The sequence below is a fragment of the uncultured Lutibacter sp. genome (genome assembly GCF_947493565.1).
GTDB classification, from domain to species: Bacteria; Bacteroidota; Bacteroidia; order Flavobacteriales; family Flavobacteriaceae; genus Lutibacter; species Lutibacter aestuarii.
Genome location: NZ_CANLRG010000001.1, coordinates 402,170 through 420,264, shown reverse-complemented (window position 1 = coordinate 420,264; position 18,095 = coordinate 402,170). Strand labels below are relative to the sequence as shown.

Annotated in this window: 20 protein-coding genes and 2 tRNA genes; 5 read left to right on the top strand and 17 right to left on the bottom strand. The window is 29.2% G+C overall.

The features are described 5' to 3' along the window. Positions 1 to 675: 675 nt before the first annotated feature. The 4 genes from Q0714_RS01875 to Q0714_RS01860 form a co-directional block, all read right to left on the bottom strand. Positions 676 to 1,416, bottom strand: a complete 741-nt coding sequence (locus tag Q0714_RS01875; RefSeq protein WP_298262596.1) for a hypothetical protein — start codon at positions 1,414 to 1,416, stop codon at positions 676 to 678. A gap of 9 nt (positions 1,417 to 1,425) precedes the next feature. Further along, positions 1,426 to 1,989, bottom strand: coding sequence for a hypothetical protein (locus Q0714_RS01870; RefSeq protein ID WP_298262595.1), 564 nt, complete (start codon positions 1,987 to 1,989; stop codon positions 1,426 to 1,428). 175 nt (positions 1,990 to 2,164) lie between these two features. Next, positions 2,165 to 2,941, bottom strand: a complete 777-nt coding sequence (locus Q0714_RS01865; RefSeq protein WP_298262594.1) for a hypothetical protein — start codon at positions 2,939 to 2,941, stop codon at positions 2,165 to 2,167. Between the two features lie 170 nt (positions 2,942 to 3,111). After that, the gene (locus Q0714_RS01860) at positions 3,112 to 4,224 is read right to left on the bottom strand and encodes a hypothetical protein (RefSeq protein WP_298262593.1); all 1,113 of its coding nucleotides are present in this window, start codon (positions 4,222 to 4,224) and stop codon (positions 3,112 to 3,114) included. A 569-nt stretch (positions 4,225 to 4,793) separates the two neighbouring features. Between Q0714_RS01860 and Q0714_RS01855 the strand changes: the two genes are divergently transcribed. Then, complete coding sequence (locus tag Q0714_RS01855) at positions 4,794 to 5,195, top strand: HU family DNA-binding protein (protein WP_298262592.1); 402 nt, start codon at positions 4,794 to 4,796, stop codon at positions 5,193 to 5,195. A gap of 6 nt (positions 5,196 to 5,201) precedes the next feature. On the opposite strand, the gene Q0714_RS01850 is transcribed toward Q0714_RS01855, so the two are convergent. Next, complete coding sequence (locus Q0714_RS01850) at positions 5,202 to 6,389, bottom strand: tyrosine-type recombinase/integrase (protein WP_298262591.1); 1,188 nt, start codon at positions 6,387 to 6,389, stop codon at positions 5,202 to 5,204. Positions 6,390 to 6,514: 125 nt separating this feature from the next. Here Q0714_RS01850 and Q0714_RS01845 point away from each other — a divergent pair, with 125 nt between their 5' ends. Further along, positions 6,515 to 8,068, top strand: coding sequence for an NAD(P)/FAD-dependent oxidoreductase (locus Q0714_RS01845; protein WP_298262590.1), 1,554 nt, complete (start codon positions 6,515 to 6,517; stop codon positions 8,066 to 8,068). 9 nt (positions 8,069 to 8,077) lie between these two features. On the opposite strand, the gene Q0714_RS01840 is transcribed toward Q0714_RS01845, so the two are convergent. From Q0714_RS01840 to Q0714_RS01830, 3 genes are all read right to left on the bottom strand, one after another. Beyond that, positions 8,078 to 8,860 carry a dTDP-glucose 4,6-dehydratase gene (locus Q0714_RS01840; RefSeq protein ID WP_298262589.1) on the bottom strand — a complete coding sequence of 261 codons (783 nt, stop codon included), beginning with the start codon at positions 8,858 to 8,860 and terminating at the stop codon, positions 8,078 to 8,080. A 255-nt stretch (positions 8,861 to 9,115) separates the two neighbouring features. Next, positions 9,116 to 9,200: transfer RNA gene (locus Q0714_RS01835), tRNA-Leu, on the bottom strand. 39 nt (positions 9,201 to 9,239) lie between these two features. Next, positions 9,240 to 9,312: transfer RNA gene (locus Q0714_RS01830), tRNA-Lys, on the bottom strand. Positions 9,313 to 9,433: 121 nt separating this feature from the next. Between Q0714_RS01830 and Q0714_RS01825 the strand changes: the two genes are divergently transcribed. After that, positions 9,434 to 9,943: a shikimate kinase gene (locus Q0714_RS01825; RefSeq protein WP_298262588.1), complete on the top strand. Its 510-nt coding sequence runs from the start codon at positions 9,434 to 9,436 to the stop codon at positions 9,941 to 9,943. Here the strand turns inward: Q0714_RS01825 and Q0714_RS01820 are convergent. From Q0714_RS01820 to Q0714_RS01810, 3 genes are read right to left on the bottom strand one after another with little or no spacing between them, the layout of a single operon-like run. Continuing rightward, positions 9,935 to 10,432, bottom strand: coding sequence for a phosphoribosyltransferase family protein (locus Q0714_RS01820; protein WP_298262587.1), 498 nt, complete (start codon positions 10,430 to 10,432; stop codon positions 9,935 to 9,937). The two genes, Q0714_RS01825 and Q0714_RS01820, sit on opposite strands and share 9 nt — an antisense overlap. A 5-nt stretch (positions 10,433 to 10,437) precedes the next feature. Continuing rightward, on the bottom strand, positions 10,438 to 11,031 hold the full coding sequence (locus Q0714_RS01815) for a methyltransferase domain-containing protein (protein ID WP_298262586.1): 594 nt from the start codon (positions 11,029 to 11,031) through the stop codon (positions 10,438 to 10,440). Next, positions 11,015 to 11,386 (bottom strand): RNA-binding S4 domain-containing protein, encoded by a 372-nt coding sequence (locus tag Q0714_RS01810; RefSeq protein ID WP_298262585.1) that lies wholly within the window; start codon positions 11,384 to 11,386, stop codon positions 11,015 to 11,017. The genes Q0714_RS01815 and Q0714_RS01810 overlap by 17 nt, the downstream gene beginning before the upstream one ends. Before the next feature lie 81 nt (positions 11,387 to 11,467). Between Q0714_RS01810 and Q0714_RS01805 the strand changes: the two genes are divergently transcribed. Further along, the gene (locus Q0714_RS01805; RefSeq protein ID WP_298262584.1) at positions 11,468 to 12,295 is read left to right on the top strand and encodes an FKBP-type peptidyl-prolyl cis-trans isomerase; all 828 of its coding nucleotides are present in this window, start codon (positions 11,468 to 11,470) and stop codon (positions 12,293 to 12,295) included. A gap of 31 nt (positions 12,296 to 12,326) precedes the next feature. Here Q0714_RS01805 and Q0714_RS01800 read toward each other — a convergent pair whose 3' ends face one another. The 6 genes from Q0714_RS01800 to smpB all read right to left on the bottom strand — a co-directional run bounded on the left by Q0714_RS01800 (position 12,327) and on the right by smpB (position 16,814). Beyond that, complete coding sequence (locus Q0714_RS01800; RefSeq protein ID WP_298262583.1) at positions 12,327 to 13,043, bottom strand: outer membrane beta-barrel protein; 717 nt, start codon at positions 13,041 to 13,043, stop codon at positions 12,327 to 12,329. Positions 13,044 to 13,178: 135 nt separating this feature from the next. After that, a complete protein-coding gene (locus tag Q0714_RS01795) occupies positions 13,179 to 13,811 on the bottom strand; it encodes an outer membrane beta-barrel protein (RefSeq protein ID WP_298262582.1) in 633 nt (210 codons plus the stop codon). 52 nt (positions 13,812 to 13,863) lie between these two features. Continuing rightward, positions 13,864 to 14,817, bottom strand: coding sequence for a transketolase family protein (locus Q0714_RS01790; protein WP_298262581.1), 954 nt, complete (start codon positions 14,815 to 14,817; stop codon positions 13,864 to 13,866). 52 nt (positions 14,818 to 14,869) lie between these two features. Beyond that, entirely contained in the window at positions 14,870 to 15,451 is a 582-nt protein-coding gene (locus Q0714_RS01785) for a Maf-like protein (RefSeq protein ID WP_298262580.1), read from the bottom strand. Between the two features lie 2 nt (positions 15,452 to 15,453). Continuing rightward, positions 15,454 to 16,353, bottom strand: coding sequence for a geranylgeranylglycerol-phosphate geranylgeranyltransferase (locus Q0714_RS01780; protein WP_298262579.1), 900 nt, complete (start codon positions 16,351 to 16,353; stop codon positions 15,454 to 15,456). Beyond that, the gene (gene smpB, locus Q0714_RS01775) at positions 16,353 to 16,814 is read right to left on the bottom strand and encodes an SsrA-binding protein SmpB (protein ID WP_298262578.1); all 462 of its coding nucleotides are present in this window, start codon (positions 16,812 to 16,814) and stop codon (positions 16,353 to 16,355) included. Before smpB ends, Q0714_RS01780 begins: the two co-directional genes overlap by 1 nt. 115 nt (positions 16,815 to 16,929) lie before the next feature. Here smpB and Q0714_RS01770 point away from each other — a divergent pair, with 115 nt between their 5' ends. Then, positions 16,930 to 17,982, top strand: coding sequence for a serine hydrolase (locus tag Q0714_RS01770; RefSeq protein ID WP_298262577.1), 1,053 nt, complete (start codon positions 16,930 to 16,932; stop codon positions 17,980 to 17,982). Positions 17,983 to 18,095: the final 113 nt, after the last annotated feature.

Sequence of the window (18,095 nt, the reverse complement as noted above, 5' to 3'; positions counted from 1 at the left end):
GCTTTTATAAGATTTGTGCGACTGGAAAATCGGAGATTTTTCGGTTGTAGCAAATCGTTAGTTGAATGTTTGTCGTTTGTACTAGTTCAAATTTAAGCATAAATTATATGAATTGTTGTAAATAGTAGTTTTTCAATCAGTTTTATATTCCTCTATTTTTTAATCAAATTTGGGTAATTCTTTTTTGAGTAACAAAATCTGAAAAGAAAGTCAATTCAGATGATTAATCTAATTTTAATAAATCAAGAATTACTTATAATAATTATTAGGATAATACTAATCAACGTTGAAACTGAAAAACCTTTAATTAAATCTTTTTTTTTTCTAATAATTGAAAGAATTAAAAGAGGTAATGGAATAATCAATATTAGTCCTAGAATAATGGAATAAAAATCGTGCGTGATAAAAAAACTCAAACTGTAAATGATTCCATAAATTTCACTCTGTCCTTGAGTTTCTTTTTCAACTATCATATTTACGATTATCATAAATACGATTATCAGAATAATGTGAATTACAGGTATTTTAATTTCTAATTTTTTCATATCTTTTTTTTTTACTATTATTTACAACGGTTTTGTGTATGATTAGTGGCGTGTTTAAACACCTAATTTAGCAAATAAAAACCGAATAGAAAATCCGCGAGGATTTTCGTAAGTAGGCAAGAACTAGCCATTAATTATACACGGTGTTAGGGTTAGTACTTTTCTTTGTTCCGTTTATAAATTCATTAATTACATTTCCCATATCTTGAAGTAATTGGTTATTAACATTAGTGCTTAATTGTCTTGTGTGAATTACAATTTTCGACTTCTCTAAATTTTTGTGAATAAAAAACCAATTACCTTTTGAGTAATAATATTTTCCTTTTTTATCTCCAATATAGCTAACTCCAAAAGTATCATCAATTTCTCTAATTGAATCGTTATTTGTGAAATAATCCGAACAAGCTAAAACAACAACTTTAAAACTTTGAATAAAAGACGAATTTTTAAAAAGAAGTTTTCTGTCATTAATACTATCTTTATTCGCAAAAGCTGTTTTTTCAGAAGGTGAATCATTCATTTCTGTTGTAAAAACATTTTTTAAAAAATCCACATAATACGGTTGTGTTTTTGTTTGATAAATTTCGTCAGTTAATTTTTGATATTTACTCCAAGTATTTTTTCCCCAATTTTTACGTAGTTTATGATTTTCATCAACTAAATATTCGTAGGTGTCTGATTTTTTATTTAAAATACGAGTTTTCCATTCGTCGGCATTTGATAAATACCAATTCATTGAGATTATATCATTTTGATTAATTGCTGATTCTTTACCTACAAATAAAATGTTGGAATTAGGATTTCCTGTTCCAACGAATTGTTTTTCTATAATACAATTATTTACAAATGTCTCGAAATGTTTACAATACATACTTTTGGTTTATTCAAATATTGATGCAATACCACCTATAATAAAGATTGCTATAAGAAGACCAAAAATTATAACGTAAGTTTTATTTTTAGATATAAAACGAATTCTTTTGTGTTTTTTTAATTTCTTTTTATAGAACTCAATTCTTTTTTGATTTGCGTTAATGAACTCTAATTCTTGTACACATTGTTTATACTTTTCTAAAACAGCATCTGGATATTTATTACGTATTTTTATTTCTTCTTCGTTTTCATTTCCATCAGATTCCTGCCATTTACTTGCCTTTAATTGAACATCAAAACCATTCAATATATTTACTATTTGATTTTCATCTTGTGGTATTTGAAGAGAAATTACTTGGTCAATCGCTCCAATCACAGCATTGTCAATTGCGTTCAAGTTTTGTTTTTCCTTTAATTTATGTGCTATTTGTTGATTTTTCGATTGTTTTTTTTCTAAACTATTCGCTCTTCTAAAAGGTGTTGCGTGTTTATCTTTGAATAGAAAATTCGACACTACTTTTCCAGCATCTCTTCCAATTTGTCTTTTAAACGAATCTGATGTTTTTCCCATATTTATATTTTTTTTCGGTTTTTCACTGGTATTAACCCTAACGGTTTTGTGTATGATTAGTTGCGTGTTTAAGCAACTAATTTAGCAAATAAAACACAGATAGAATATTCCGCAGGAATATTCGTAAGTAAGCTAGAACTAGCAATTGATTATACACGGTGTTAGCATACGTTTTTTAATTCAGAGATATTATTTTCCAATCTTCTTCTAATTCTTTTACCAAGACTACATTCTTCTCAATATATTTTTTATTTCCTTTTATTATTAAAGTCAAATTTGCATTACCAGTTGTTCCATATTTGTCTTTATGTGTTCCCATACTGCCAGAAGGCAAATAAGAAAAAGAGCTAATTCCTCCAACTTCGGCTATTAATTCAGAATCTGTTTTTAAAAGTTCAGTAGCTGTATTGTAAGCGTCAGAATTTGGTATGATAATAGCAATTATGCCTTTTATGAAAATAGATAAGCATAGAATTCCGAATACTAAATAGAAAACAATACGATGCATTTTATTTTCACGCCTTAAATTGATATCGTCAAGCAAAAATTTCGCAATTACTATAAGTAATAATCCAAATCCGATTGATTTACTTTCCCAAAAGAAAAAAATATCAAATGCTCTGGCTAAATATCCATAAAAAATAAGAGCGAATGCTATTAGAGTCAGGATTTTTAATGGTGTTCCAATATCCTTTATTAGTTGAGTGTAATGTTCAGTCAGGCTTGTTTTTTCTTTATTGTCATTTCTTTCGGTTTCGCCATTTTTAATTATGAGTTTACGACCTTTAGTCAGCCATAATATTGGTCCGATAAAGGCAATCATTGAAATTATAATCCATTGTATTTTAGATTCTTTAAAATCATTGCTGGCTATTTGAATTATTGCCACAAAAGTTATAACGAGTGAGCTTAAACATATTAAGAAAAAAAATAGACCTAAAATGACTTCCATTGTTTAATTCAGATTTTGAGTGGTAAATGTATGCTAACGGTCTCGGCTATGAGTAGTTGCGTGGTTTAGCACTTAACTTTGCAAGTACGCACCAGACTGAAAATCCGCGAGGATTTTCAGAAGTAGGCGAGAGCAAGCAATTACTTATAGCCATTGTTGTGGGTAGTGTTTTATTTATCTTTTTTTTCCTCTTCTTCCTCTTTAATCGTGTATTTGTCAAGCAGTAATTGCTTTTCTTTTTCGTCCAGTTTTTTCCACCTTTCCCTCACATTCGCAGTTTCTGTTCTTAATTCGGTCGACATATCTGGTTTGTCTTCTTCTTCTGGTTCAGGTGGTGTCAATAACTTGACCTCATTGCCTTTTACGATATGGTCAGTAATAACTTTCGCAACTTCATCTGCTTTTTTAGTTGCACCAGCTTTTGTTGGTGGCGAATCAGATTTTAAATTTTCCTTGTGCTGTTCAAGAGCTTTTAATTTTATCGAATCCTTAATGTTATCTAACATTAATTTTTCTCTTTCTTTTTCCGTTGCAATTAGTTTTTTATTACCCATATATGAGGCAATAATTTCTTTAGCAGTTTTGGATTTATACAATAAATATGCTCCATAAACCTTTAATCCTGTTTTGATTAATTCGGTCAAATCTATGGCAACATCAAAATCTATATTAAAGATTACATCTATTGAACCATTCTGAATTTCAACAAGCGAAATTTCCTTTGGTGATTCAGATTTTAATAGAGTATGGTAAATAAGTAAAGTTCTATTCCATCGATGCAATACTCTCGAAAACTCCTTTAAACTTCCTGTGGATTCAAGGTCTTTAAATATAAGAGACATTACTGCTTGTTCTCCATCATCGTCAAAGTCATCTTCTTCTGAAACATATTTGTCAAAAGTGGTTTTGACCGTATTTAGTTCAGATTCGTTTGTTTGTATTGCTTTTTGAAGTCGATTTAGAATTTGATTGAATTTTTGAAAATATTGCTGACCATCAATTTCTTTGTCTGAATCCAATTCTTCCAATTCCTTCAATGTGTTTAAGGACGTAAATGGTTCATTCTCTCTTAGAACACTATTTAATTCGCTGTCAAGGGAATTGTTTTCAAAGTAAAACAGATTCTCTTTTATACTTTCAGAAAGTCCTTTCATAAAGACTAAATTCTGGTTTTGAGCTTGGGCTATTGATTGTTTGTAGTCAATCACATCTCTTTTAAATCCAGAGTCAATTACCAATTCTGTAAATATCTTAATCTTATTAAGTAAACTTTCTACATTCATTTCTTTCTATATGGTTTGGTTACATTACCCACAACTTGTTATATCATTCTATTTATTAACGTTTATAACTTATAGTTTCCGGATAACCGTAGTTTTTATTACTTTTTAATAATTAAAAAAACAAAACTTTTTGTGGTAATTTTAGTAATATTATAAGTGTAAACGCAATTTTTATATGTTGTATCAAATTTAAAAAAAATAATTGAATAGATTAATTAAAACTAAAGTAAAATCTAAGTAAAATAAATTTAATTATAAATAACTATAAAAAAACCATAGTTAAAGTATAATTTAGTGTATAGTAAATTTGTCATTTATACGTATTATTTTTGTCACTTTAGCGGTAAAACTTTGTTAAAGTTAAAGAGTTTTTTATTAAAAATACTAGTATAAATTATAAAAAATATTAGTTTAATTTAATAAAAATACTACAAAATATTTAAAAAAATAGTACAATAAATTTGTAATTCTGTGAAGTTTACTTTTAATTAGAGAATTCAAAGTTAAAGTAAATACTACTTGTTTAAAAGTAGTATGGCTATTTTTTATTAACAAAATACCTAAATAGTATGCCTATACGTTATCGAATTACTAAAAGAAGCAATACCATTGCTAATAATAAAGCCCCTCAATATATTATGCAGGCAGTTAGTACTGGTGTTGTTGATCTAGATCAAATAAGTTACCAAATTAGTAACGAGTGTACTTTAAGTAAAGTTGATGTAAAAATGGTACTGTATGCTTTGGGTGAAAAATTACAATTTCATTTAGAAGATGGTAAAATTGTTGATTTAGAAAATATTGGAAAGTTTAAAATAGGGTTTAAATGTAAAGCTGACCCTAATCCAGCTAATTTAACACCTAAGCGTAATATCCAAAAATATCATCTAAATTTCCAACCTTCAGTTGTTTTAAAACGTTGGCTCAAAAGGGGAATAACTACTTATAAAGAAGGAAGTAGAAGTAAGTAATTATTTTTAATAATTATCAGACAATCTTAACTTATTGGCAGCGGATGATTTTTCGCTTAAATTTTTCACTGCCAAATCTAGCGGACTTTCAATTTTTAATAAATCTTTTTTTGTTACATGGGTATAAATCATTGTAGTTTCGGGCTTTGCGTGCCCAAGTAGTTCTTGAATGTACCGCAAATCAATACCGTTTTCTAATAAATGGGTAGCATAACTATGCCGTAAAGTATGTGGGGTAACTCTTTTGGTAATTTTGGCATATTCACATGAACGTTTTAAAAAACTTCGAACACTTTCTGGACTGTATTTTTCTCCTGGCTTGCCTTCAATAAAAAACAGGGTAGGCTGGTAACTGTTTAAATAATTTAATAGCAATGGTATAAAACTTTCAGCTAAAATTACATTCCTATCTCTACGTCCTTTACTGTTTTTTACAATAATTTGTCTTCTATCTATATCAATATGATGTAATTGTAAATGAAGCAATTCACTTATACGCAATCCTGCTGAATAAATCATTGCCAAAGCGGCTCTGTGCTTTAAATTTTTAGTACAGCGTAATAAGTCAACAATTTCTTCCTTACTTAATACTAAAGGTAATAATTTACTTCGTTTAGGTCTTTTTAATTGAATTTCTTCTATGTTACACTCAGGATAAAAGGCTTTAAATAACTTAATAGCACTGATAAATTGACGTTGAGAACTGATACTATAATTTCGAGGTACAAACACATCTTCAATAAATAATTCTACCTGTTTATTGGTTATGGTTACTAAATCGGTATCTTTTAAATAATCAAAAAAATCAGCGATAAAAGTTGCATAGGTTTTAATGGTACTATCACTATAACGTTTACCTTTTAAATACTTTATATATAAATTTAAAATAACTAAGTTTTTAGCAGAAATATTCCTTTGTGGCCTTTTTGGTTTTACCGTAATGGTTTGGTAAATAGAGGTGTGTAGTTTAAAATCTGCTACATTTTTAAGTTTTTCTTTTAAAATTGCTACATTTTTTGGCGTAAATATGGTATACCAACCTCGTAAGGTTTTACTCCATTTATACCCATTTAATTCCTTTATTTTATCTTTTAACGTTAAATCAAACTCAAAAATAAGAACTAATTGAACCTCATTTCGATGTACAACTTTTTTTAAAAGGATAACAGTTTTTTTAACAGAAGAATTGTTCATAGCAATTCAAAAATACAAAAAAATACACAAATAAACTTTTTTATGGAGAAATAAAATTGATTATTAGATGATTACAACTTAAAATAATTGAATAAAATCATGCGATTTTAAGTATTTTTGCAGCAATGATACAAAGCATACAACTTAGAGTTACTATTGTTGAAGAAAAACAAGGTGGCTTTTTACAAAAAAAAGCGGCTCAACAATTGGGTATTTTAGAAAATGAAATTACAGCAATAAAAGTAATTCGTAAATCTATTGATGCTCGTAAAGCACTTATAGTTTTTAATTACAAGGTAGATGTTTTTATAAATGAAACTCCAAAAACTACCACCTATTTTTTCGACTATAAAGATGTTTCTAACGCAAAAGAAATACATATTATCGGATTTGGTCCAGCTGGAATGTATGCAGCTTTGCGATGTATTGAGTTAGGTTTTAAGCCCATTGTTTTAGAACGTGGTAAAAACGTACGTGATAGAAGGCGTGATTTGCGTGCTATTAATCAATTTCATAAAGTAAACGAAGATTCTAATTATTGTTTTGGTGAAGGTGGTGCTGGAACATATTCTGACGGAAAATTATATACAAGAAGTTTAAAACGTGGTGATGTACGTCGTATTTTTGAAAATTTAGTATATCATGGAGCTACCGATCAAATTTTAGTGGATGCACATCCACATATTGGAACAAACAAATTACCTAAAGTGGTAAAAAATATTCGGGAAACCATTTTAAAATTTGGAGGTGAAATTTATTTTGAAACGCGTGTTACTGATTTTTCTATCAAACAAGGCGCTATCAAGTCTATTACTTTACAAAATAACAAAGAGTTACCTGTAGAGCGTGTTATTTTAGCAACCGGACATTCAGCAAGAGATATTTTTTACTTATTACACAACAAACAAATTGCATTAGAAGCTAAATCATTTGCAATGGGAGTTCGTGTGGAACATCCTCAACATATTATTGATAGCATTCAATACCATTGTAAAGGAGAACGAGATGTTTTGTTACCTGCAGCCTCCTATAGCTTGGTACATCAGGTAAAAAATAGGGGAGTCTATTCATTTTGTATGTGTCCTGGTGGTTTTATTGTTCCTGCAGCTACTGCAAATCGTGAAGTGGTTGTTAACGGAATGTCCCCTTCCAAACGTAATAACTTGTATGCAAATTCTGGAATTGTAGTTGAAATTAATGCTGAAAAAGATTTGTACAACTACGAAAGTTTTGGAGTGTTAAAAGGATTGGAGTTTCAAAAAGAATTGGAAAAATTAGCGTATCAAGCCGGTGGAAGAAGTCAAACTGCACCTGCACAGCGTTTAGTTGATTTTGTAGATGGTAAATTATCTGCCACTTTAAATAGTACTTCTTATCAACCAGGAATAAAGTCAGCGCCTTTACATTCATTATTGCCAAAAAATATAGGAGGGAGGCTTAGAGGCGGTTTTAAAGCTTTCGGACAAAAAATGAAAGGCTATCATACCAATGAAGCTACTATTATTGGAGTAGAGTCTAGAACATCTTCTCCTGTAAAAATTCCTAGAAATAAAACCTTAGAACACCCACAAATTAAAGGTTTGTACCCTTGTGGAGAAGGTGGTGGGTATGCTGGAGGAATTGTTTCAGCAGCAATGGATGGTGAACGTTGTGCAGAAGCTGCTAGCGTTGGTTTGTAAAATATTATTTTATAACTTACGATAATCTAATTTCATTAAATCAGCATATTTAAAAGTATAATTCAATGTTTTTTTTAATTTTTTATTGTTAATAATTTTATACGTATCGTTCTTATTTTCAACAAATAGAGGGAGGGGATTTCCTATGTCTAAAGTTGTTTTGGTATAAAATTCTTTACGAGTTGGATGCGTATCGGCACAAGCATTTAAAGTAATTCCCCAGTGGTTGCCTTCAATAATTTTTAACAGTATTTGAACGCAGTCATCTTGATGAATCATATTTACAAATCCGTTAGGGTTCGAAATTTTTCTTCCATTTTTAAAAAAGTTACCAGGTTTTCTATCATATCCAAACAAGCCTGCAAATCGAACAATTGTTGTACTAAAGTTAGAATTGTTTTTAATTAAATTTTCAATACTTACTAAAGGAGAATCAACCAATTTTGAAGTTTCATTCACCATACTATTTGATGAAGGATATACAGAAGTTGAGCTAATAAAAATCACTTTTTTTATTGAAGATTCTCTAATAAAATCAACTAAAATTTTAAAGCCTTCAATATTTTTTGAAGGAATGGCAATAATTAAAATACCACTATTTAAAAAGGTGGTATCAAGTTTCCTTACATTCTCTAAATCAATTAAATAAGGCTCAATACTTAAAGTTTTAAAATAACTTGTTTTTTTTAATGAAGTTGTACTTCCTTTTATAAAAAAACCATTATTTAATAGTAGTTTTGCCAAAGGCAACCCTAACCAGCCGCAACCAAGTATAGAAATTGTATTTTTCAATTATTATGAATTTTATAATTAGTTGTAAAGTTGTTTTTAATACCCTGTACAACCTTCTTATTTTTAATATTAGCAAATGTATAACTTATATGGGTTATTTTAGCTGCCTTTTTATTATGAATCTCCCAGTTTCTTTAATTCAAAGGTAAAATTATAGCTAAATTTATTTGATTAATTTACAGGTAGTAAATGTATAGGATAAGATTTTTTTATGGTAAGCAACTCAAAAAAATCTTTTTAAGTTGTTTAAAAAAGTGCGCGTAACTGGATTCGAACCAGCACGTTCTAAGCGAACACCAGCCCCTCAAGCTGGCGCGTCTACCAATTCCGCCATACGCGCTATAAACAAAAAAAGTTAAGCACATAGCTTAACTTTTTGTGACCGGGCTGGGGCTCGAACCCAGGACCACCTCCTTAAAAGGGAGGTGCTCTACCAACTGAGCTACCAGGTCAATTATCCTTTTCAGCAATTCGAGTGCAAAGATACTATCTAAAGTTAAAAATACAAGTTTTTTTATGTAGAATTTTAAACGATATTTGTTTTTTATTTAATGAACAGAAAAATTGAGAGCAATGAATATCGTTTTAATGGGGTATATGGCAAGTGGAAAATCTGCAATAGGCAAAGTATTAGCTAAAAAATTGAATTTACAATTTATTGATTTAGATGTGTTTATTGAAGAAAACGAAGGTGTAACGATTTCTGAATTATTTCAAACCAAGGGTGAAATTTACTTTAGAATTAAAGAGGGAGAATATTTAAAAGAAATTTTAGAAAAAAATACAAACATTGTTATTTCTTGTGGTGGAGGCACACCTTGTTATGGAAATAATCTAGAAATTATAAAAAAATATAGCATATCATTTTATTTAAAAGCTTCCATGAATACCATTTTTGAGCGATTAAAAAATGAAACTTCAGAACGACCTTTAGTGGCTACTATTGGTGTTGAAAATTTAAAAGAATACATTGCCAAACATTTATTCGAGAGAAATGAATTCTACGAAAAATCTAACTACACCATTAGTGTAGATCACAAAACTATTGAAACTATTGAAGAAGAAGTTGTTGCCTTACTCTAACGTAGCGTACGCTTTATTTTTTTCAAAAACTACCGCAATATGTTCTCTCATAGAAGTAGATAGTGAAATTCCTTTGAAATCTGCTTTAACAGGGTACTTTTTATGATTTCGATTGATAAGTACTGCGGTTTTAAATCGTTTTAAAGGAACTTCTAAAAAATGTTTTATTCCATACATTAAAGTAGTTCCAGAGCTTAATACATCATCTACTAAAACTAACGATTTATTTTTGTAAACTTTTGCCTCAATATCGGTAGTAATACTTTTAAGCGGATTTTTTTTATCCATTTGAACCTCACATAATACCACTTTCAAATCTGAAATATCGTTTAATATTTTTGTGATATTTTTTGCAAAAATAAAACCATTGCCATTGATACCAGCAATAATAATTTCTTTTTCATTACAATTGGTTTCATAAATTTGATACGCAATTCTTCTTGTTTTATTTTGAATTTGCTCGTTCGTTAAAATAGTTGAAAGCTCCATGATGGTTATTTTTTTTCAAAGATAAAAAACAATTCCTTTCCTTTTCTTGGTTTGATAGAATTGTAACATTTTTCTAAAATTTTAATTTCGAATTTAGCGTAAAATAATTGAATATATTCAATAAGACTTCCTCCAAATGGTGGGCCTTCATTAGTTAATTCAAAATCAAATAGCACTCCAATTAGTTTGCCCTTTGGATTTAATAAATCAAACATTTTATTAGCATACTTTTCTCTTAATACAGGGTCTAAAGCGCAAAAAAATGTTTGTTCAATAATTAGGTCGTAGGTTTTTGAATGTTCAAAAAAATCTTGTTGTATTAGCTGATTTTTTGAGAAATTAGGACTTCGTTTTTGTAAATTTTTTAAAGGTTGTGCCGCAATATCTAATACATTAACATTTTTGAAACCGCTTTTTAATAAATATTCCGCCTCATAACCATTTCCTCCTCCTGGAATTAATATTTTTATAGTTTTATCTTTTAATTGATCTATATATTCTTTTATAGGTGTTGAAATATAACCAATATCCCAACCTGTTTTTTGTTGTTCATATTTAGCTTCCCAATATAATTTATCCAATTTAATAGTCTTCTTCATAAATTTCATCTAAATCTCTTCTATCTTTTTTTGTAGGTCTTCCTGTTCCTTTTTTTCTGTAATAATCTTTTGAATATTTCAACAATTCCATTTTTTCAAACTCTTCTGCAGGCGTCATATCTTTTCTATACAAGTCAAGTAATTTAGCTCCCAATCTACTTTTAGGCAAGTCTAAAACTTCAATTTTATAGTTTACCTGATGCTTTCTAATAGTTAAAATTTCTCCTGGAAAAATCATTTTAGAAGGTTTTAAAGCATCACCATTAATTTTAATATGTCCTTTCTTACAAGCATCTGTAGCAATACTTCTTGTTTTATAAAATCTAATACACCATAAATACTTATCAATCCGCATATAAAATATCGTTAAATTTCAGCATTTCTCTTTCAACAAAGATATGAAAATACTATCTTGCGCACTTAAAATTTGAAATAAATGAAATTTAAAAATTTACTAGCTTTATTAGCTGTTAGTATGCTGTTGTTTTCTTGTGGTGATGATAATAATACTGTTGAAGATTATGATGCAGCAGGGCAATCATTAAAAGATGATGTTACTTTAATAGAGTACTTACAAACACATTATTTAAATGAAGATGATGGTGGAATATGGACGATTACTAATGGAGAAACCCCTTTAATGGATCAAGTTGAAACTCAACATATAACTCAAGATGATGTTTCCTATAAATTATACTATTTAAAGCAGGAGGAAGGGACTACTTCTTCACCATCAAGAGCTGATTCTGTATTAGTTACTTACACTGGAATGTTATTAGATAGCACAGTTTTTGACGCTAGATCTACCAATATTTGGTTTTCTTTAAGTGGCGTAATAGATGGTTGGTCTTACGGATTTACCAATTTTAAAGCTGGTACTAAGGTAGTGAATGCTGATGAATCATTTTACTATGAAAATTCTGGAAAAGGAATCTTATTTATTCCTTCAGGTTTAGCTTATAGAAATGTTACTCAATTATCAATACCTCAAGACTCTCCTTTAGTTTTTCAAATTACATTAAATGATGTAAATGAAGCTGATGATGACAACGATGGTATTTTGTCTAAATATGAAGATTTAGATAATGATGGAAATGTGAAAAATGATGATACCGACGGAGATACTATTCCAAATTATTTAGATGTAGATGATGATAACGATGGAATTTTAACCAAAGATGAAGATGCAAATAATGATGGAGATCCTCGAAATGATGATACAGACGGTGACGGTATTCCAGATTATTTAGATACAGATAATTAAAAAAAAAGCTTCTCAGTTGAGAAGCTTTTTTTTAGTCTAAACAATTTTGTCCACGCCACTTGGTTTTAGATCTTCCTGTACCTTCGGCTTTATTAAAAGAAATTAATGGGATACTTACAGTTACTGCGATTTGACTTGGGTTGTAGGAGCTCAAGTAAGCAACATTAGTACCATAAGTTGATCTAACAATGTCTATGCGTTGAGATTCTTCTTGGGTAATTCCATAAGTATATCTTAAATCTATAATTGCTAAATTAAAATCTAATTGAATTCCAGCGTTTACACCTAGTACTGATTTTTCGTAAAGAATAGGATACTCAACACCTTCTAAAGTTACTTCATTATTTATTCTATAATTTCCTCCTAAGTATATGGAAGCTGGACCAAAAAGTCTATATCCAAAAAGCAGTGGAATTTCAACTGTTTTGGCTTCCCAATTAGAAGTTTTAAAAGCTAAAGGATAACTATTATTTAATGTTGTACTATTAACTTCTGTTTGAATATAAAACCTATTAAAATTAATTTTTGCAAAGATTCCAAATGTTATACCAGTTTTACCATCTGCACTATAGTAATAGTCTCCAGAAGGTGTTACACCAATACCACCTCCAGTAGATGTTCCTAAATGCAATAAATCACCAATAGTATTATAATTCAATCCACCTTTAATTCCAATATTAATTTCTTGACTTTTAACAGTATAAATAGTTAAAATTGAAAAAATAAATAGTAGGGTTTTCTTTCTCATTTTTGATTAGGGTTTTGTTTTAATAAAAAATAAATATATAAAATAAAATGATACTAAGTAGTAATTAGACATATTTACTATTAAAAAAGACTCCTTAATGTGGAGTCTTTTTGTTGTTATTTGTTAATTTTATACTTAATATTTGTTGCTGTTAGATAACCGATAAGACAAACTGAAAATAATTTGTTCTGGTCTAGAATCTAAACGATATGAGGTATCTACAATATTATCATTTACAAAATTAGCTTCATTTTCACTTAAACCTCTTTCATATCTAACATCTAAGCCAATTCTACCTAACTCAATAGAAGCACCAATATTTAAACCTACTGAAAATTCATTTTCAATATCTTTAAAATTTAAACCATGTAAGTCGTTATCTAAATAGTACTGAAAAGCAGGTCCTGCAAAAACATTTAAAGGACCAATCAATTTAAATCCAACTAAAACTGGCATGTCTAATTTAGAAATTTTATAATCTTCAGTTGCTCCTGAGTTTAATTCGTATTCACTTGTAGTTTTAGTATAAACTAATTCTGGTCGAAGAAAAATAGGACCTAAGTCTAATTTACCATAAAAACCTAAATTATATCCTGATTTTCCTTTCCCTTTGTTATCTATAACCGTTTCTATATTATTAAAATATTCTTTTAGCTCACCGTTTGAATTATAACTTAGCCCACCTTTTATACCAAAAGAACTTTGTGCATTTATAGTGAAAACCGTTGCAATAAAAGCTAAAGAGCATACTAGAATTCTTTTTTTCATAAATTTTAAATTTTAGAGTTTATAATACTAGTTAAACGGAGATTCTAAAAAGTTATTTTCTTTTGATTACTTTTTCTACAGCCGAAACTATCGCGGCACTATTTAAACCATATTTTTCCATTAATTGAGCTGGAGTACCAGATTCTCCAAAGCTATCATTTACGGCAATAAACTCTTGTGGAACAGGATTGTTTAAACTTAAAACTCGTGCAACACTTTCTCCTAATCCCCCTAAAATATTATGTTCTTCAGCAGTAACAATACACCCTGTTTTTGCTACAGACTTTAAAATAGCTTCATTATCTAAAGGTTTAATCGTATGAATATTGATTACTTCTGCGCTAACCCCTTTTGCTTCTAATTGTTCTGATGCTTGTAAAGCTTCCCAAACTAAATGTCCAGTTGCAACTATAGTAACATCAGTACCTTCTGTTAATTGAATTGCTTTTCCTATTTCAAATTTTTCATTTTCTGGCATAAATACAGGAACTGATGGACGACCAAAGCGTAAATACACAGGACCTACGTGATCTGCAATAGCAATAGTAGCTGCTTTTGTTTGATTGTAATCACAAGTATTGATTACAGTCATACCTGGAAGCATTTTCATAAGCCCGATATCTTCTAAAATTTGATGTGTTGCACCATCTTCACCTAAGGTTAAACCAGCATGAGAAGCACAAATCTTTACATTTTTTCCAGAATAAGCAATGGATTGACGAATTTGATCATAAACCCTTCCTGTAGCAAAATTAGCAAAAGTACCTGCAAATGGAATTTTTCCGCCAATGGTTAAACCGGCAGCAATTCCCATCATATTTGCTTCAGCTATTCCAACTTGAAAAAAACGCTCTGGGTGATTTTCAATAAATTTATCCATTTTTAAGGAACCAATTAAATCCGCACAAAGTGCTACTACATTTTCGTTTTTGTCTCCTAATTCAGCCAAACCAGCTCCAAAACCTGATCGTGTATCTTTTTTTTCTGTAAAGGTGTATTTTTTCATTGTGTTGTTTATTAAAAATCGGTCAAAAATAAGGATATTTAGTGATATGGTGCTAAAAATTTAATAATTCTTCATAGAGTTTATGAACAGGTAAGCCCATTACATTAAAGTAACTACCTTCTATACGAGTAACTCCTATAAAACCTATCCATTCTTGTATTCCATAAGCTCCTGCTTTATCAAAAGGGTGGTAATTGTCAACATAATAGGTTATTTCCTCTAAAGATAACTCTTTAAAATGAACGATAGTTTCATCGTGAAAAACTTTTTCCATGTGGTTAGTTTTTAAACAGATAGAGGTAATAACTTTATGATTTTTATTTGATAATTCAAGAAGCATATCAATAGCTTCTTGTTTGTTTTTTGGTTTCTCTAAGGCTTTGTTTTTAAGCCAAACAATGGTATCAGACGTAATTACTAACTCGTTATTTTTCAATTCATTTTCAAAAGATTTTGCTTTTAGAAGCGCTAAAAAATTAGTAATTTCCTCCGCTTTTAAATCAAATGGATATTTTTCTTCAACAGTGTTTACTTTTATAGTGTAATCTAACCCTAATTCTTTAAATAATTCTTGTCTTCTAGGTGATCCTGAAGCTAAAATAATATGATAGTTTTTAAATTTTTCTAAAAGCATAATTACTTATTTAATGAAAATATAATGAGTGAACTGATTCCTAAGAACATAATGATTTTTAGCATTGCACTTATGTTGTTTAAGCTTTTTTTAGATGTTACTTTTAATAATTTTAGGATAACAAACAATAATGGTAATATTACAAAAACAACTAAATAGCTTTTTGTAAACAGATGTGATTCATTAAAATTTATAACTAAAAAAAGTAGTAATCCTAGAGGTAGAGCGCATAAAAAAGCAGCTATATATCTAGCCCTTTTACTTCCTAAAAGTATAGGCAAAGTGTTCATATTTAATTTGTAATCACCATTTATATCTTCAATATCTTTAATAATTTCTCTTGCTAAATTTAAGAAAAAAGCAAAAAGACATAGCGTTAAAATAACGGTAAAAGGAAACGTTATTTGTAAGCTTTTAAGATCAAATATCGCTAACGTTAAAATGCTTAATACAATTAAAAATGAAACAATAAGATTTCCAATAAGTGGTTTTGATTTTAAATTTTTTGAGTAAAAGTAGAGGAGAAGTGAGGTACTTAAAAAGATAAAGGTTAGTGAAGGTTGTTGAACATTTAGACTTATAGCAACTCCTAAAATGATTCCTAAAACATTGCAGAAAAGATAAAATTTCTTCGCAACTATAGTTGAAAAATGTTTATCTACAATAACTTTATGAGGTTTATTAATTTGATCAGATTTAAGGTCAAAAATATCGTTAATAATATAACCTGCCATAGTAATAAAAACTATAGCTGCTATTAAAACACTAAATTGTACGGTGTTTAATTGTGTTGGTACCTTAAATGCATTAAAAAACACATATTTTAAGACTATTTGAATGTAAATAATCAGTGCTAAATTTTTCCATCTAACTAAATTTAAAAATGCACTAATTTTGATCATTACTGATTGAAACTTTTTTTAAGTCGGTCTAAATTAACTTTATTTTCTCTATTTTTTATAGTTTCACGTTTATCATAAGTCTTTTTTCCTTTACATAGTGCTATTTCAAGTTTTGCCCATCCTTTTTCTGTTAAAAATAAGCGCAAAGGAACAATGGTAAGTCCTACGTTTTGTACTTCTTTTTGAAGTTTTTTTAACTCATTTTTATTTAACAACAATTTGCGTTCGCTTTTTGGTTTATGATTAAATGCATGACCGTATAAATACTCTTCAATAAACATATTTACAACAAACAATTCGCCTTTTTCATTAAACTCACAAAAGCTTTCGGTAATTCTAGCCTTGCTTTCTCTAATAGATTTTATTTCAGTACCTGTTAATTGAATACCTGCAATATACTTGTCTAGTATTTCGTATTCAAAGCGAGCTTTTTTATTTTTTATATTGATTTTCTTCTGCATATAAATGCAAATGTACTACAAAATATAAATAAAATTATTAGTTTTTTTAATGTTGTGCGTGGTTAAATGTAACAAAGAAGAATTCTTATCGTCTGTAAAATAAACCTAAACATTCATGAAAAAAATATTTCTTTCAATATTAACATTAATTGCTTCTTTAAATGTTTTTTGTCAATCTGATAACATAGACAAATACATTAAATCAAAAATGCAGGAAAAAAGTATTCCTGGACTGCAATTAGCAATCGTAAAAAACAACAAGATTATCAAAACCGGCGCCTACGGAATAGCTAATATTGAGGATTCTATAAGAGTAGATTCAGAGACAACTTTTGCCATTAATTCTATGACTAAAGCATTTACAGGAGTTGCAGTTATGCAATTAGTTGAGGAAGGAAAAATTGCTTTAGAAGATCCTATTTCCAACTATATTGATAGTTTACCCGATAACTGGAAAAGTATAACTATTAAGCAAATGCTTACCCATACTTCTGGACTCCCTAATATGATGGACTATAATGCAAAAATTATTGCTAGTTGGGAAGAAGTTCAGAAACTTCCCATGGTATTTGAACCAAATAGTAATTTTCAATACAATCAGACAAATTATGTGATTATTGGTAAAATCATCAACAAGATTAGTGGTTCAACTTTTCAGGAATTTATTAAAGAACGTCAACTAAAATTGATTTCTGCAGATAGAACTATGGAATCGGGTTTTGGGCATTACCAAAGCGTAATTCCGCACTCAGCTAGAGGTTATACTTACTTCATCAATGGATCTTTAACTCATGCTTATGAAGAGTTCCCTGAAGAGTTTAGAACAGCTGCAGGTATGAGTTCAACTGCAATAGAGTTGGCTAATTGGCATCTTGCTCTACAAAATGGCACTTTTCTAAAAAAACCAAAAAACCTTTCAACACTTTGGACTCCAGCAATTTTGAATAATGGAGAAACGAAAGGATTTGGTGGAACTCTTAACGGTTATGCCATTGGGACTCCAATTATGATTAAACCAAATAAATCAAAAATTATAGCCTCAATTGGAGGTGGTAGATCAGCTGCACTTACATTCTTAGATAAAGAAGTTACAATTATTGTCTTAACAAACTTAAAAGGTGCTTTCCCTGAAAGATTTATAGAAGAAATATTAGAGTTTTTAGACTAACATAAAACTTAATCAATGTCTTTTTTTATTCATAAAATAACTATACACAACACCTCATAAAATTTATGTTTAAATTTAAACTAATCAAACAACAAACATTCAACTAACAATTT

Bases quoted from the DNA above. Each gene is read 5' to 3' on its own strand.
- Q0714_RS01875 (WP_298262596.1), bottom strand. From the start codon at position 1,416: ATGTATTGTAAACATTTCGAGACATTTGTAAATAATTGTATTATAGAA.
- Q0714_RS01870 (WP_298262595.1), bottom strand. From the start codon at position 1,989: ATGGGAAAAACATCAGATTCGTTTAAAAGACAAATTGGAAGAGATGCT.
- Q0714_RS01865 (WP_298262594.1), bottom strand. From the start codon at position 2,941: ATGGAAGTCATTTTAGGTCTATTTTTTTTCTTAATATGTTTAAGCTCA.
- Q0714_RS01860 (WP_298262593.1), bottom strand. From the start codon at position 4,224: ATGAATGTAGAAAGTTTACTTAATAAGATTAAGATATTTACAGAATTG.
- Q0714_RS01855 (WP_298262592.1), top strand. From the start codon at position 4,794: ATGCCTATACGTTATCGAATTACTAAAAGAAGCAATACCATTGCTAAT.
- Q0714_RS01850 (WP_298262591.1), bottom strand. From the start codon at position 6,389: ATGAACAATTCTTCTGTTAAAAAAACTGTTATCCTTTTAAAAAAAGTT.
- Q0714_RS01845 (WP_298262590.1), top strand. From the start codon at position 6,515: ATGATACAAAGCATACAACTTAGAGTTACTATTGTTGAAGAAAAACAA.
- Q0714_RS01825 (WP_298262588.1), top strand. From the start codon at position 9,434: ATGAATATCGTTTTAATGGGGTATATGGCAAGTGGAAAATCTGCAATA.
- Q0714_RS01820 (WP_298262587.1), bottom strand. From the start codon at position 10,432: ATGGAGCTTTCAACTATTTTAACGAACGAGCAAATTCAAAATAAAACA.
- Q0714_RS01815 (WP_298262586.1), bottom strand. From the start codon at position 11,031: ATGAAGAAGACTATTAAATTGGATAAATTATATTGGGAAGCTAAATAT.
- Q0714_RS01810 (WP_298262585.1), bottom strand. From the start codon at position 11,386: ATGCGGATTGATAAGTATTTATGGTGTATTAGATTTTATAAAACAAGA.
- Q0714_RS01805 (WP_298262584.1), top strand. From the start codon at position 11,468: ATGAAATTTAAAAATTTACTAGCTTTATTAGCTGTTAGTATGCTGTTG.
- Q0714_RS01800 (WP_298262583.1), bottom strand. From the start codon at position 13,043: ATGAGAAAGAAAACCCTACTATTTATTTTTTCAATTTTAACTATTTAT.
- Q0714_RS01795 (WP_298262582.1), bottom strand. From the start codon at position 13,811: ATGAAAAAAAGAATTCTAGTATGCTCTTTAGCTTTTATTGCAACGGTT.
- Q0714_RS01790 (WP_298262581.1), bottom strand. From the start codon at position 14,817: ATGAAAAAATACACCTTTACAGAAAAAAAAGATACACGATCAGGTTTT.
- Q0714_RS01785 (WP_298262580.1), bottom strand. From the start codon at position 15,451: ATGCTTTTAGAAAAATTTAAAAACTATCATATTATTTTAGCTTCAGGA.
- Q0714_RS01780 (WP_298262579.1), bottom strand. From the start codon at position 16,353: ATGATCAAAATTAGTGCATTTTTAAATTTAGTTAGATGGAAAAATTTA.
- smpB (WP_298262578.1), bottom strand. From the start codon at position 16,814: ATGCAGAAGAAAATCAATATAAAAAATAAAAAAGCTCGCTTTGAATAC.
- Q0714_RS01770 (WP_298262577.1), top strand. From the start codon at position 16,930: ATGAAAAAAATATTTCTTTCAATATTAACATTAATTGCTTCTTTAAAT.